The following is a 13,625-nucleotide window of genomic DNA, read 5'->3' on the forward strand; positions in this document are numbered from 1 at the left end:
ACCCTCACAGGAACACACAATTGCGTTTTTTAAAGTTGATAAAGCCGAAGTTGTCACCTGAGACCGGATTGTCATGACCGCTTTCCCAAATCACCGTGGTTGTGGTGTAGGGATGCGCCCACGCGGCATCTGCAATGGTATTGGTCATCTGATAGCGATAACGGGATTTCGGTAAAATCGGCATCGGGGTTTGATAGCAAATCGCGCCATCATCCCCGTGGGACTCCCACACCAGGCCTTGGCGGTGTAATTTGTAGTTCAACCGCTCTAAGATGAGCGTGCCCGCCTGAATAGGCGTATCGCGGTAATTGGTGGTGCCGGTCAGCGGGTAGGCGGAGCCTTGCGAGCCCATACACCAGAACAGTGCATCAAACGGCAACACGTTGTTGGTGGAAGTGGCTATCGCTTCGGTGGCGCAGGCCAATTGTGAGGTGACATTGCCAAACAAAATTGCTTCGGGGTTGAGAATAAAGGCCAGCTCATCATCGTCCCACAGCGGGTCAATTTCAGTCAGGTAGGCGATATCAAAGTTGTCGGTGGCCATGCAGGCGCCACTTTGGATGATTTGCAGCCAGTAAATGATGGGGTACTTGTACCAGTGGCCATGATAAAACGCGCCATCGGAGGCATCGTTGTCACGATGGGTGGTGCGCCCGCCAATCTGCGGCAGGTTCTCGCCGCCCAGACTCATGCCCATGTTCACCATGCAATAGGGAACTCTCGTCACATCAACCAGCGTATCGGGCTCCCAGTAACCGATATTGAGCCCAATCTGCAGATACACCGGCGGTGGCTTCGGGCAGTAAGAGATGGGCATGCTTGGGTTGCGCGTGTCGGGTAAGCTGCCGGGGATAATCGGCACTCGGCCAATGGTGAACGGAAAGATGCACGACCAGCAGATATCCGTCATGGGATTAACGAAAGTGCCCGTACACGAGGCCCCCTGAGCGCGCGCATTGAAGGGCACACTCAACAGACACACCGCCGCGAGTAAACACCCTAAGGATTGCGGGCTACTCATGAGGTTGCGCCTCGGCGTCGATGAAATTTGGGTAGTGCGATACGTCGATTTCTTGTATTTGCCATTGGACTCCTACCTGCTTCACTACTGACGGCACCCGCTTCAGGGTGAGCTTGCGGCTCAGGTTGCCTTGCTGGTCAAAGTAAATGCGCGCGCTGAGCTGCTGGTGGGTGGTTTCAGGCTCACCGCCAGTGAGGATCCATTTGATGGTCTTATTACTCTCATTGGTCTCATGGCCAGCCGCGTGCTGACGTTGATACTCCTGTGCCCACAGGCGTTGCTGCACATCATCACCATTAAAAAACACCAAGGTTTTACTGAACTGGAACTGCGCCTTAGCGGCGCGCGCCATGGCAGGCCAGGTGGCGGGGTCAAACGGGTTGATCTGCATCCCTTTCGGATAAATCAGCTTACCGTCAGTGCCGGTAATATCACTGGCGAGGGTCAAGGTGGGATCCACGCTGAACACCTCCGGGGAGGTGGTGGTGACAAGTCCCACAGGGCGGGGGCGCCTGACGCTGGCTTTCACCGTGTCTTTAAATTGCTGCTGCATGCTAGCGAGCTCGCCTGTCTGCTCCAAGGTTTTCAGGCGCTGCGCTATCCATTGCAGCATGTCGATCTCAGTGATGGGAAACACCTGGCCAACCACGCCCAAATCTTTAGCCTGTGCACCTGGGAACAACCCCAATGACAGGGTGAGAAGTACGGCCCGGAAGGTGTTCATTCATCACTCCCGTCTATCGAATCGATGTCGGTGATCTGGCTTGTTTGTTTTGCCTCATTTTGTGCGTGCAGTGCATCGAGTAACGCGTGCTGTATGTTGGCTGTCACATCTCTGGCGCCACTGACAATCGCCGGACTGACCAAGATGGTGACCTTGTTATCCAGAGCGTACTGCTTGACAACATTATCCAGCGTGCGGGTAAAACGCTGGATCTCAACCTCACGCTTTGCATCACTCAAGTGGCTTTTGGCGATGTCTTGCTCAAAAGTTGTGATGGTGTGGTTCATGTCGAACTCGACAATTTCCTTGTCGAGCAATCGCTGGACGGTGAATGCTGCATTAATACCGATCATCAAGGCGAAGAGCGTGAGCGGTAATGTGGTGTGCGTGAACAGAGGAGTGGACATTATGCGGCCTCCGGAGCGGAGTCTGGATCGGGTTCGACGTCAGCATGGCAGCGTTGTGGTTTTGCCGCCTCGATGATGGCATCAAAACGTTGCATCTCTTTGGGGTAGAAATGCAGTGCGGTGTGCTCAATGGCATCCAGCAGGGACATGCCGCGTTTGATGAGAGTTTCGCAATACTCAAACTCATTCGGCTCAGTGGAGAGCATGGCGCGCGACCAGGGATCGGCAAACACGCGATGAAACGACACCGTGCCACCGGCTTTGAGCATTACACACGAGTGGCCGGCATCATTGGCGCGCGGGAATGACTTAATCATTTTTTGCTCGAACGGGGTAAAGTGATCCGGGTGAGTGGCTAAAAAGTCACTCAAGCCGTCGCCTTGACGCAGGGTGATCTGAATGTCTGAGCTGTTCAGCGCCGCCTCCGCTTCGGCGTTGGCAAAGAAATCGTTAATGCCCTGGGTGACGGTGGCAAAACTGCCGCCAAACTTACGTGCGGTGCGGTAGCCTTCGTTAATGAAGTCTTTGCTTTGGGCATTGGCCCCGCTCATTAATGACCAGGCTTCCTCGATGATGCACACCTTCGGAATGGCGCGTTGGCCTGAGAGGAACATCTGTTGATTAATGGCCACCATGAGCGCAAACACCACTGGTCGTTGCAGCTCTCCTTTAAATCCGTCCAACTCCAGCGTGGTAATGTCGATATTGGGGTCGAGCTGTGACGGTTTATTGAAGATGGCGCCGTGGATCCCCTCAATGCAGTATTTATTGAGCTGGGCGGCGATATCACTGATGCGCCTGTCATCATGTTTGCTGTGGGCGATGTCATACAAGGCCTGCTGCACGTCATCAATCAGCGCAAGATTGCCCTTGAGTTGCCAGGCAATTAAAATCGCATCGCCGAGGATGGCGCTTTGAAACCCGTTCAGCTTTTCATCGGGGGAGGCCATGGTGGCAATCAGGGCGGTGATGTTGCCCAGCACTTCGGTGATGGGATCGATCGTTTCACCCTGTTCATTGACAATGTCGCCGAAGGTACCCGCATCGCGCACTTGTTGTATTTTGCCCAGATGGGTAAAGGGATTGAGGTGGATTTGGGTGTGGTCAAGATAGACGCCGCCGAGCGTCTGGGTGAGTTTCTTATAGCTCTCCCCTTTATCTAAGATCCATACCTTACCGCCCCGAGCAAAAATGGATTTCACTAACGCTTGGGTGAAGAAAGATTTCCCCGCGCCTGAGCCGCCAGTGATGGCCATATTGTAGTTGTCACTGCCACAGTGGAACGGGTCAAAAAAACTGATTTGGTGGCGCATTGTCGGCAGCAGTAATCCACCTGACAGGCGCTTATAGTCAGCCACCACGGGCAAAAAGTTGACTAAGTTTGAGGTCTTCATCATGAAGGTCAGCCCGGCGTGGGTGCTGTCCTTCATAAAGCCCTCAGTCATGCAGAACGGCAAGGTCGACAGGGCGCACAGTCCTTGTAGCATGTTGGCTTTAATCAGCTCAAGACCGGCACTGCGAAACGTCGATATTGCCTTCGCTGTGTCATTACGCTGGTTGGCTTCTGTGGTGTAAAGGGTGACGTTCATTGTCATGGTGCAGATGGTAAAGTCGCCATCCCCTAAGCCCGTCTGTAATTGCTTGCGCTCTGTCAACTCATCCGCCGCGCCAGGAATAAGCAATCGCATCGGTGAGCTCACTGTTTTGGTGAGTGAGCTTATCTTGCTGTCATTACGGGTGACTTGCTCACCGGTCTTATTGATAAAGAAGCTGACGCTAATGCGGTGCGGGCACTGCAAGCTGTTCATGGTGGTGGTCATGGAGGCAAGGCAATTAGGGAACGCGTACAGCCTGAAATCATTCGGCAGACGTTTAAGCCCTAAACTGACTAAGGTCGTCAGTACTGGCGCATCATCAGGCTCATTGTCTGCGATGGGCGTGTGACGGATATTGATGCCGTCCCGGTTAACGATGAACTCACTGTCCGGACTGAGTATTTGCGTGTTAAGTGGCTGATACTCGTTATAGGTGGCCGCGACAGGGCGGTCCTGACGGTGATTAAAGTTGAGGTGTTCACGGCAATGCGCAATGAGCGCCGCAGCCGATAACCGCTCAATGTACATCCCGGTTTGGGCGAGCTCTGACTCCAGTCCCAGGCGCATATCGATCAAGGCCGTCCTGTCTTGCGTGGTGGAGACAAACAGCCAGGCTTTACTGTGCTTAATATCATAGTGATAAGCCCGACTGAGCTTGGTACCAAAGCCATGCTTGGCACTGTGCTTAGCGTAAATCGCCTCGTTAAAGGCAAACTTATCGCAAATGGCATGACGGCCACTGAGCAGCGCCTGGTTTTGCTCAATGAGCTCACCGATCTGATTGTTACCGACCATGACAAACTGATAATTCCACTTGTCGCCCTCTGGCAAGGTACAGACGATGGCATTGAGTGCCGTGATGAGATCATCATTGGCGCCACTGAACAGTGACAGGGAAAAGCCGAACCCACGCGAGTGAGCATTATCAAACACCTGCTCTTCCTCATCAAAACACCGATACGGCAATTCGTGATGCAGGTGATTATGAGTGTGCTGGCTGGACGCAAACAGTTCGGACAGCCTGGTGTTGATATCGCGCATGGTTAATCCCCTCTGATGTATTGCACGGGACGGCCTGTCCAGCGGCTTTTATCGAGTACGATGTACACATCGGTGGTGTCGACGTAATCGCCGTGTGCATTGATGAACGGAAAAATGGTGATCTTCTGCACGGAGTCTGAGGTGCGCAGCGGAAATCCGTGTCGGTCGCGGCGAGGCAGGGGAATAAAATCCATCGCGTCGACGGGTAACCTCGCACCGCCGGATAACCTGACAGCCATCGATGGCTGAGCGCGTTGCGCATTGCTGAACGCCTGCACCGCTGGGCTGGTGACTTGGGGTTGATTGAAACCCCCCGTGTCCGTGAGGTGTCTCACCTCCATCATGTCGGTACAGCCGTTGATCCCGCCGACTTTATCGCAGGCGTAATCGCCATCGAGCCCCGCGGCGCAGCCTGTGAGGCTGGCAGCGATAAAGGCCATGACAATCCATGAACGCCGTGAGGTGACTGTTAAATCAATATTCAAAATAAACTCCTTAACTATCGTCAATAGGGGGCGGCGTTTCGCTCAACCGCTACTGTGTGCGACCAAACGGTGAATTCACTGGAATGCGTTGCCCTTGCTGGTGATAACGCTGCGCAGGTGTGAGTAACTGAGTTGCCGATGAACTCGAGTTTTTCGCGGCCCGTGGCGCAATGTCATCGGGCAGCCGTTCGAACAGTGGATTGCTGATGGTATTGAGAATTTGCGCCGTACTGGACAGCGGCGTTTGTGGCTGATTGGCGAGCGCCTCTTCGTATTCACTTATCCCCACGGGATCCAGCGGAAAGCCTTTGAGGAACACGATATTGACGGTGTTGCCCGGATTGAGCTCAATAATCGGATGGTATTGCTCAGCGAGCTTGATGTAATAATCTGCCAGTTTGCTGCCGACACTGGCACTTGCAGAGCCTGCCAAGTTGAGCAGGGCATCACCGCCACTCAGGGTGGTGGTTGACCCCAACGGCGAGGTCGAGGTGGTTTCGCTGAGCGCTTTGCCGGTTTCACCGATCCCCGTTAAAATGCCTGAGACCCCCGCCATCTGTACAATCTTGCCGTTTTTCATGATGGTGGTGCCACGAATACCATTGCGGCCAAAGTTAAACACCGTGCCTTCAACGGGGATATCGATGATCTCCTCATCAAAAATGCAACTGAGGCGCTGGGTCCTGACAATGCCGCGACTGGAGGAGATCTCACCGTACACGGCGCCGATGATGGTGCAGTTATTGAGCCTGGAGGGTTTACCGTTAGGCAGGATGCCTGCGTTAAGCGTTTGAAACACCATGGGCACGGTATCGCCTTGGCCGTTCACGCCCGCGTTGGCATCGGCGCCACCGGTAATGACAGCGGTGACAAATGTCCCTGCAGGCACATAGTTATCGGGGTGCGTTTTTGAGGCAGGTTTAGCTCGGGGCTTTGCCAACTGAGGGTGAAAGAATCAATGCCGTTTTGTGTCGCGGGCGGCGTGACGCTACTGCCTTGGTAGGCGGCGTTACTTGGATCGTAACGGCCTGCAACGGGTCTTGGGGGAGGGTGTACTGGCCTGAGACATTGGAGTGTTGATTGTCGCCGTTACGGGGGAACCCTTGAGGGCTGCCCAGTCCCAGTGGATCGGCGTCATGATTGACTCCACTCCTGCTTGCAGCTGAACTGCCAGCCTCATTGAGCAATGAGGCGGTGGCCGTGTCTAGCTGGTGGTCAATCTTGTCGGTCACTCCCTGCTGAAAACGCTCAATCTTGCGCTTCAAGTCGAGAGTGGCGGTGTGGTTATTGCGCTCTATGTTTTCAATGGTTTTTACCAGTTTATCAAGGGTGCGCTGCTGGGCATCGAGCGCGTTCTGCTGCGCGGTAAGGGCGGACTGATTGTCCTTTTCGGTAAAATCATTATCGATGACAGCACCAAAATCGATGGCCGCAGGTTCACCCAAGGGCTCGGCATCACTTCCCATGTAATAGTCCGTGGCGAAATATATGCTTCCCGCCAGCGTGACCAATATCGTCAGTATTATCCAGTTGCGCTGACCGTTGGCTTCATTGAGGGCCTGGCCTTGGTCAAAATCGCCTTGTGGGTCTTTTTTGAAATAATCGATAAGGGATCTCATCGCATGGCCTCCCCGCCAGACACCACGAAGAGGTGACCTACCTGTTGTGAGTTCAGGCTGGGAGTGGACAAGGCCGCCGCGCGTACGGTGGCTGAATAGAACTGGGCAGGTGTGAGGGTCATCACGTGGGATGAATGATTGGTGAGCCGGTAAATGATGCCGTTGAAATGCTTGCCAGTGAACATAATGGCGGGCTCGGTGGTGAGCCCCGTTGGGGTGGCCAGCGTATCTTTGGCGCTGACAGAACGATGCGCAAACCCTTTATGGCTGCGACGGTTCAGCGCTTGTTTCAGTGCCTCTCGGGTGTTATCGATGAGATGCACCTGATAGCCGTTAATCTGCGCGCCGGTTGCGAGGTAATGCATCATCTGCGCGATGAACTCGCTCATCATGCTGGTATAAGGACTGTCTTTATCAAAGGCAGACGGGTGCGTTTGGGCGTTTGGGTTGGCGGTAAAGATGGAGGTGACTGCAGGTTTGGCTTTAGGGGTGATGAATAGCCCAAAGTGACGACCCTTTGCGGTAGATATATAGGCGGTAAAGGGCGCGGCCAGATTGAGACTCATCCGTGCGGCGCCTGAGTTATCAGTCTTGGTGCCCGTCACCACGCAAAACCCTTCAGGGCAATCTATCGAGGTGATTTTGTCATCTTTTACCACCAGTCGATTGATGTCGACACTGGAGAGCACCACGGGCACGGTCTCACTGTCATTGAAGTGGTACTGGGTCGGTGGCGTGTTTTGTGCCAATGCATGGCCTGATAGTGTCATCGAGAGCGCAAGCGAGAGTGTAAAAAAGAGTGTCATAGGAAATGCCATACACCAGACGCGCATTCCCCTTGCTGCGATGCCGGGCTTGAAGGTTAATCGTCTCATGTGACCTCCTTGAGGGATTTTTTCATGGTTAACAGACACAGTTGGCCGTGGTCGTACCGCGTGGCGATGACGTAGCTCACCGTTTCAGGCTCCAGTGCCCGCTTGCCGACATATTTACTCAATACGCCGGTGAGCTTGATCAACTGTTCATCCAGCGCGACCTGAGTGCGGTTAAGGGTGAAATGACTGCTGATGTTTTGACGTTTAATCATGTCAGCATCACTGCTCAGTAGCGGTTGCATCACATGCCAACTGTCTTCGCAGAGGTATTGACTCAGTTGTGGGTATTGATGGTCAACGGAGGCGGGGGTGACGTTTAATTTCAGCAACGCGAAATACTCCGCCATCTGTCGCAGGTAGGGTTCATCTACTTGCCCGTCTGAAACGGTAAAGGCCTTGCTGATAACAGGCGGAACTAAGGTGCGGCTTTTATTGAAATAGGATTGCCACACAATCGCGGCAAGAATGATGTTAACCAGCATGGCGGCAATAAAGCCACCAACCAGCAGGGTGTTGAGTGATTGGGTGATACTGAGCAGGTCTATTTTATTACTGCGTAACATGGGGTCTCCCTTACGGGGCGCTTCCCCGAACACTAAGCAAAACGGTTAACGTAGCCAGTAACGGCGACACGCTGAGGGCGTACGCTTGAGGAATGTTTGGCTAAACTCAGTCGGGGCATACCAGTAGGCCGTAAGGCGCAGTATGCGCATGCCGTACTGGCTTTTTAATCGCCGAAGTCCGATAAACCAGACCGTGGCCAGTGCCATGCCAATGAGGGCATGGTGCATCAGGAACAACACGCCAAACACACAGAGTGCAGGCGCTAACTCATCCATGGCAAATCCCATTAACGTCGGCACGTTGTTGAGCTTTTTCGGAATACTGAAAAATTGGGTGGGGTTATCCATTACAGGCCAACGACTCTTAGCGAGACATTGAGGAAAATCATCCCCACCACAAATCCGCCAATGGCGGCGCCCCAGTTTTTGGTTAAGAAGCCGGTGATCCCCGCCGCACACAAACCAATTACCAGTAGGGCAAATTGAGCAGTAGAGCCGGTACCGACGGTATCCACGATTTCACTTTTAGCAGGGGCAAACGGATCGGCAGCATAAACAAATCCTGGATAGACAAGGCAGGCCATCAGAAAGACCCACAGTAAAAAAATGACGATAAGTGTATACATCGAGTCACGATTTTCAGGGGTATAACATTGAGGCATCATGGCACCTAAGCGGACAATTTCCTGGTCGGCTTTAATGCGGAGGGCTTCGCGCTCTTCTTTCGTCATGCTTGTCATCGTGATTACTTCCTTACTGTTTGATCCTGTGTTGAGATCGAGTTAGCTAAAAGTCATGCCAATTTTACTTTTCTTCAATGAAGCCAATGCGCTACACCTCAACCGTTAAGGTGAGCAATCATTGAACACGGTGTTGTGGACATCACTGAGATGTCTACACGTCGATCTTGTGCCGATCTGTCTGGCGTACACACGGTGTATTGGCTAAACGATATGGTCGAAAAATAAACGATGTCATCAAGATTAAGCGATACCACCAAGCGGGTCAACGTTATTATCAAAAAGTAAACGATATATTTGTTTTGTGCTTGACATAATGCTCAAGGTGGTTAATTCCCTTGAGTTTTTTTTTGCGCGTGGCTCGGCAGGAACTTACAGCTCGTTTTTTAAACTGTTAAACGATGTTATCCAAAGCTAAACGATGTTATCCAAAACTAAACGATATATCGGTCTTAATTGGTGTGAATAACTACTAGGATTTGTTGACTAATTTTTGGGATAAGAGAGATATGCGCGAAATAGGGACCCGAATTAAACGCCAACGAAATTTGATTGGAAAAACTCAGAAAGAATTAGCGATGACTTTGGAGATCACTTCTGTTGCAGTTTCTCGCTGGGAACTGGGTGATAATCAGCCAAAAGGTGAGTTGCTGGAGAAGTTAGCTAACGCGCTGAAGGTGTCTGCAGAATGGATACTGACAGGGGTTGACCCTGATGGGGAATTAGCAAAACTGAAACAAGCGTTTTGTTGGATCCCATATTACAAGCATATTGAAGTGTCTTCCGGAAATGGGTTTGTGTGTGTGGATGAAACACTCACTCACATTCCGATCCCCTCAGCGCTGGGCGGCGGACAGTTGAACAAAGATGGCCTGTTTTGTTTGCATGCTTCTGGCACCTCGATGGAACCAGTATTGAAGACGGGTTCTATTGTTGTCGTGGATTCGACTCAACAGCATATTAGAGATGGGATGATGTTTGTGATCAGGCAAGGTCAACATTTACGGATTAAACTGCTCTCGGAAACCCCGTCATCAATCACGTTCAAAAGTTATAATTCAGAGTATCCTGATGAAGTCTATTCCTGTAATGAACTTCATGATTTTGAAGTGATTGGCCAGGTTATCTGGTTTTCAACACCCATATCATGCTGACAACGAGACGATTATTGGCATTTGCACATCATTGACTCTACTGTCAATGATGAGGTGGGTTACCCCAAAGGGGTATTTAACATCTTTCAAGCAGAAATGTTATATCAGTATTACTGCTTCACCTATGCTCATTTAGATGTTGAAGCGACGAAGCGTGAGAAGTTCAAGATGTTAATCAATCACCACATGGAACGTGGCGATATGCTGGTGATATTGAAGCTAGACCGTTTAGACCGAGATAATATTGACGTACAAAACACAATAATCTTAGTTCGCCCTATTAGAAAGTTATCAACACTTAACATCAGTAAAATCCAGTGACTCACCTCTTAAAATAGCTGGGCCATTTATTGCCCGCTGGGCAACTTTTTGCTCGATCCTGGGCCATATCTTGCCCAGCTGCACCCTATTCAACACTGAAAGCCAGATAAACGCTGAAGATACAATCTTGGTGCGTTTTTTGCTGCATGCTGAGAATTCTACCTCGAACGATTTACGATGCAGTAACAGGAAGTCACGCAGTATGTCGATACGTTTAGCCTCAGTTGATTCATTAATGCTGCACGATGCGGTGCTCATTGAGTCTGATTTATCCAGCCTTAGCGACAGTGATTGGCAAGCCATTACACCTTCTGGCCGCTCGCTCGACAGAATAAAAATCGAGTTGGAACAAGGTGAGTTCGTGGTGCTCAGTGATACACCCACCTCGCCAGTGTTTGTCATGGAACAAGGTCAGCCCCTTGCTAACTCGGCATATGGTAATGGTATAAGCGCTCAAACGCTGACACAGCTAACCCGGCGCTTTGAGTCCGCAGGCAGTAGCTCACTTTATACCGCCAATAACGACGGTAATCTACATCCTTCTCCGCCTCTGGATTATATCGCTGACACATCGCGAATAAGGGAGGCGCAAAGTAAACCTAAGCCTGCGCTCATTAGTGATAACTTTGCTAAGCCACCGCCTAAGCTAGAACTTGAGCTTTGTTACGATGACAGCGAAAAGACCTATGCCAGTAATGTGCCCTATCGCGTGATTTTTAATGATCCTGGCAATACGGTTATCAAGGGTGTGCTCAATGATAAAGGTTGGGCCATGGTCGAAGGCGGGCCTAATTATCCCGCTCACGTCATGTTTGGCGACGAAACAGAAAAAGCACAAGCCCTGTCAGCCCTTGAGAGCCAATACCAACAGCTCGACAACGCACTTACTGAAACTGCCAAACAAGTTGCCCTGCAAGCTCTGTCTGCCAAACAAATGCTGTCTGACGAGCAGTCAAAGATTGCCGAAGTCACTGCAACTTTCAAAAAGGCAGTCGATGATAAAGTGTCTGAACTCAACGCTCAGAGTGAAGCGTTTGACGATCTCTCATACCTATCTCAATCATGGGAGCTCGTCAAAGCAACCAAAGCGGGTGCCACCAATGGTTTCACCGAATACCTACCGGAATTGGGTGATTTTGGCAAACTGATGGAGGCCGCCGACATCGATATCACCATGCTGATAGAGGCCATCAGTACGGGAGAAATCGACGCCTTAGAAGCGAAACTACAACAGTGGAAGGGGAGAGGTGAGCTAAAATTTAATGCGGCCAATCAGTCCATGGAAACGCTTATTCTGTTACTGAGTGACCCGACAAGCCGTGAAATGCTGGCCAGTGTGCCTAAGCGTATTTTGGCTGCACTTCCTGAGGACCAAGTCGCGGAACTGGCGGCATATCAAATAACTCAGTTGGGCATGGATACTACCATTGTCACTGGTGGTACAGCAGTGGGCACATTAGTCGGAGGCGCTGGAGGTCCGGTTGCAGCGGCTATCTTGCTCGCAGCCACGACTGGACGAAAAGGTGGCAAAGCCCTTCAGGCCACCATAGACATCGTCACAGAGATGTCTCAATCGCTGAAAAAAATCAATAATCAGCATGAAGCAAAGCCTTATAAGAAAGAGAACGTCACCCCTCTAGAAGCTGTGGATATAGAGAAGCAGACTAAGGATAAGAAAAAGATTGCAGCTGCTGGACTAATACGTAAAGATCCAAAATTAGAGCAGCACTATAAAGATGTTGCAGCTTATGAAGCCGCGTATAAAAAGAAGCTAGAAAATTCAATCGCTAATGGGGATTCAAAACGTCGTCAAGGTGCTTTTAAGGCTAAGTTAACCGAAGCGAAAGGTGAGCGTGCTGCTGCCATGTATATGGAAAAGCATTTTGCTACCCCTCCGCCACCGGCGCAAATGGAGTTAGGTTTTAGCCCAGGTCCTGGTGTCGATCAAATTTGGTCTAAACGTGACGCTAATGGCAATGTGTTGGAATATTTTGTGGTTGAAGCAAAAGGGCCGGGAGCCAAACTGCAAAAGACCAGTTCGAAAGGCTGGCAAATGTCAAACCGATGGATAGAATCCAATCTTAACACCATGGAAAAATCCAAAAAATACCCACATAAAAATCAATTAGGCAGTGATTTAATAGACGCGATTGAAAATGATGATCCCAAGATCAGTAAAATGGTTATTGAAGCCGTTGAAACCGATGGCGTGGTGACTTCGGGTAGATTACAGCCTATTTTGAAAGGATAATTATGTTAAAGCTCAATAAAGTAGAAATTAATTTCGACCGTGTTGTTAAGCGTGCGCCAATGGTATTAGCAAAAAGAATTCCACACATACAAGATATAAGTCTTGAGCTTGAATTTAGGCAGCAAGCCACTTTCGTTGTGGCAGGGAAATATGTAGAGCTGGCCTATGCTCATTATGTACTCGAAGAGCATGAAAAGGTAAAACCGTATTTGCAACAAGCCGCTCCCTTTGCTTTTTTGCAGGGCTTCGATCCCCAGTTAAAAACGCAAAATAATGATTGGACCATTCAAGAAGAGATGAACATTGTGCTCTTGTTTGGCTCCCCTGAATTATTACAGCAATTGCAAAACAGTGAGTGGTCGTTAACCGATGATGGAATAATCAATCACGCGTGTTATTTATACGACCACTTATTGCTAAAAATTGGCACGGGCGTATTACCCAGTGCCCCACTGTTAGATGTCGCGTTAACTGCAGCCCATACAGCAAAAGACAAAGACGTTTTACAGTATATTCTGCCGCTAATTGAAGCTATCCAGGCACTGGTTGATGGCGACCAAGTAAAGTGGCAAGCCAGTATAGATAAGGCTATTGCTTGGCATACTGAGCAATGTCAGTTCGGTGACTTAAAAGAGATGGAACAGGGTTTCATGTGTTTAAATGCCCTTACCATGGCAAAACTTGGACAAGACTTATATCGATGGTCTTGTACCACACAGTCACTGTATCTACCTTTATTTTTAATTGCTAAGGATGCTTAAGCAATATGAGCAGTTTAATTCATCTGTTGTTGATTGATGTGGCGTGGTGACTTCGGGTAGATTACAGC

Annotated in this window: 15 protein-coding genes; 4 read left to right on the forward strand and 11 right to left on the reverse strand. The window is 50.4% G+C overall.

Annotated features, from left to right (window positions below; all coding sequences use genetic code 11):
* Positions 1 to 4: 4 nt before the first annotated feature.
* From traU to FM037_RS03285, 11 genes are all read right to left on the reverse strand, one after another.
* Positions 5 to 1,021, reverse strand: a complete 1,017-nt coding sequence (gene traU / locus FM037_RS03235; protein ID WP_144044826.1) for a conjugal transfer pilus assembly protein TraU — start codon at positions 1,019 to 1,021, stop codon at positions 5 to 7.
* On the reverse strand, positions 1,014 to 1,745 hold the full coding sequence (gene traW, locus FM037_RS03240) for a type-F conjugative transfer system protein TraW (protein ID WP_144044827.1): 732 nt from the start codon (positions 1,743 to 1,745) through the stop codon (positions 1,014 to 1,016). The genes traU and traW overlap by 8 nt, the downstream gene beginning before the upstream one ends.
* On the reverse strand, positions 1,742 to 2,152 hold the full coding sequence (locus FM037_RS03245; protein WP_144044828.1) for a TrbI F-type domain-containing protein: 411 nt from the start codon (positions 2,150 to 2,152) through the stop codon (positions 1,742 to 1,744). Before FM037_RS03245 ends, traW begins: the two co-directional genes overlap by 4 nt.
* On the reverse strand, positions 2,152 to 4,788 hold the full coding sequence (traC, locus tag FM037_RS03250) for a type IV secretion system protein TraC (protein WP_144044829.1): 2,637 nt from the start codon (positions 4,786 to 4,788) through the stop codon (positions 2,152 to 2,154). Before traC ends, FM037_RS03245 begins: the two co-directional genes overlap by 1 nt.
* Before the next feature lie 2 nt (positions 4,789 to 4,790).
* On the reverse strand, positions 4,791 to 5,234 hold the full coding sequence (gene traV, locus FM037_RS03255) for a type IV conjugative transfer system lipoprotein TraV (protein WP_407695649.1): 444 nt from the start codon (positions 5,232 to 5,234) through the stop codon (positions 4,791 to 4,793).
* Between the two features lie 88 nt (positions 5,235 to 5,322).
* The gene (locus tag FM037_RS29060; protein ID WP_144044831.1) at positions 5,323 to 6,162 is read right to left on the reverse strand and encodes a TraB/VirB10 family protein; all 840 of its coding nucleotides are present in this window, start codon (positions 6,160 to 6,162) and stop codon (positions 5,323 to 5,325) included.
* Between the two features lie 31 nt (positions 6,163 to 6,193).
* Positions 6,194 to 6,892: a hypothetical protein gene (locus tag FM037_RS29065; RefSeq protein WP_144044832.1), complete on the reverse strand. Its 699-nt coding sequence runs from the start codon at positions 6,890 to 6,892 to the stop codon at positions 6,194 to 6,196.
* Positions 6,889 to 7,767, reverse strand: coding sequence for a type-F conjugative transfer system secretin TraK (gene traK, locus FM037_RS03270; protein ID WP_229381070.1), 879 nt, complete (start codon positions 7,765 to 7,767; stop codon positions 6,889 to 6,891). The genes FM037_RS29065 and traK overlap by 4 nt, the downstream gene beginning before the upstream one ends.
* Positions 7,764 to 8,330 (reverse strand): type IV conjugative transfer system protein TraE, encoded by a 567-nt coding sequence (gene traE / locus FM037_RS03275; RefSeq protein ID WP_144048799.1) that lies wholly within the window; start codon positions 8,328 to 8,330, stop codon positions 7,764 to 7,766. The genes traK and traE overlap by 4 nt, the downstream gene beginning before the upstream one ends.
* 45 nt (positions 8,331 to 8,375) lie before the next feature.
* Positions 8,376 to 8,678 carry a type IV conjugative transfer system protein TraL gene (traL, locus tag FM037_RS03280; protein ID WP_144044833.1) on the reverse strand — a complete coding sequence of 101 codons (303 nt, stop codon included), beginning with the start codon at positions 8,676 to 8,678 and terminating at the stop codon, positions 8,376 to 8,378.
* Positions 8,678 to 9,070 carry a hypothetical protein gene (locus FM037_RS03285; protein ID WP_144044834.1) on the reverse strand — a complete coding sequence of 131 codons (393 nt, stop codon included), beginning with the start codon at positions 9,068 to 9,070 and terminating at the stop codon, positions 8,678 to 8,680. Before FM037_RS03285 ends, traL begins: the two co-directional genes overlap by 1 nt.
* Before the next feature lie 509 nt (positions 9,071 to 9,579).
* Between FM037_RS03285 and FM037_RS03290 the strand changes: the two genes are divergently transcribed.
* From FM037_RS03290 to FM037_RS03305, 4 genes are all read left to right on the forward strand, one after another.
* Complete coding sequence (locus FM037_RS03290) at positions 9,580 to 10,224, forward strand: XRE family transcriptional regulator (protein ID WP_144044835.1); 645 nt, start codon at positions 9,580 to 9,582, stop codon at positions 10,222 to 10,224.
* 21 nt (positions 10,225 to 10,245) lie between these two features.
* Positions 10,246 to 10,545: a recombinase family protein gene (locus FM037_RS29070; RefSeq protein WP_229381071.1), complete on the forward strand. Its 300-nt coding sequence runs from the start codon at positions 10,246 to 10,248 to the stop codon at positions 10,543 to 10,545.
* Between the two features lie 202 nt (positions 10,546 to 10,747).
* The gene (locus tag FM037_RS29075) at positions 10,748 to 12,796 is read left to right on the forward strand and encodes a hypothetical protein (RefSeq protein WP_229381072.1); all 2,049 of its coding nucleotides are present in this window, start codon (positions 10,748 to 10,750) and stop codon (positions 12,794 to 12,796) included.
* A 2-nt stretch (positions 12,797 to 12,798) separates the two neighbouring features.
* Positions 12,799 to 13,557 carry an immunity 49 family protein gene (locus FM037_RS03305; RefSeq protein WP_144044836.1) on the forward strand — a complete coding sequence of 253 codons (759 nt, stop codon included), beginning with the start codon at positions 12,799 to 12,801 and terminating at the stop codon, positions 13,555 to 13,557.
* The last annotated feature ends 68 nt before the right edge of the window (positions 13,558 to 13,625 follow it).

Source organism: Shewanella psychropiezotolerans (assembly GCF_007197555.1).
In the GTDB taxonomy this organism is placed as follows: domain Bacteria; phylum Pseudomonadota; class Gammaproteobacteria; order Enterobacterales; family Shewanellaceae; genus Shewanella; species Shewanella psychropiezotolerans.

Coding starts and splice junctions, on each gene's coding strand:
- traU (WP_144044826.1), bottom strand. CDS start 1,021: ATGAGTAGCCCGCAATCCTTAGGGTGTTTACTCGCGGCGGTGTGTCTG.
- traW (WP_144044827.1), bottom strand. CDS start 1,745: ATGAACACCTTCCGGGCCGTACTTCTCACCCTGTCATTGGGGTTGTTC.
- FM037_RS03245 (WP_144044828.1), bottom strand. CDS start 2,152: ATGTCCACTCCTCTGTTCACGCACACCACATTACCGCTCACGCTCTTC.
- traC (WP_144044829.1), bottom strand. CDS start 4,788: ATGCGCGATATCAACACCAGGCTGTCCGAACTGTTTGCGTCCAGCCAG.
- FM037_RS29065 (WP_144044832.1), bottom strand. CDS start 6,892: ATGAGATCCCTTATCGATTATTTCAAAAAAGACCCACAAGGCGATTTT.
- traK (WP_229381070.1), bottom strand. CDS start 7,767: ATGAGACGATTAACCTTCAAGCCCGGCATCGCAGCAAGGGGAATGCGC.
- traE (WP_144048799.1), bottom strand. CDS start 8,330: ATGTTACGCAGTAATAAAATAGACCTGCTCAGTATCACCCAATCACTC.
- traL (WP_144044833.1), bottom strand. CDS start 8,678: ATGGATAACCCCACCCAATTTTTCAGTATTCCGAAAAAGCTCAACAAC.
- FM037_RS03285 (WP_144044834.1), bottom strand. CDS start 9,070: ATGACAAGCATGACGAAAGAAGAGCGCGAAGCCCTCCGCATTAAAGCC.
- FM037_RS03290 (WP_144044835.1), top strand. CDS start 9,580: ATGCGCGAAATAGGGACCCGAATTAAACGCCAACGAAATTTGATTGGA.
- FM037_RS29075 (WP_229381072.1), top strand. CDS start 10,748: ATGTCGATACGTTTAGCCTCAGTTGATTCATTAATGCTGCACGATGCG.
- FM037_RS03305 (WP_144044836.1), top strand. CDS start 12,799: ATGTTAAAGCTCAATAAAGTAGAAATTAATTTCGACCGTGTTGTTAAG.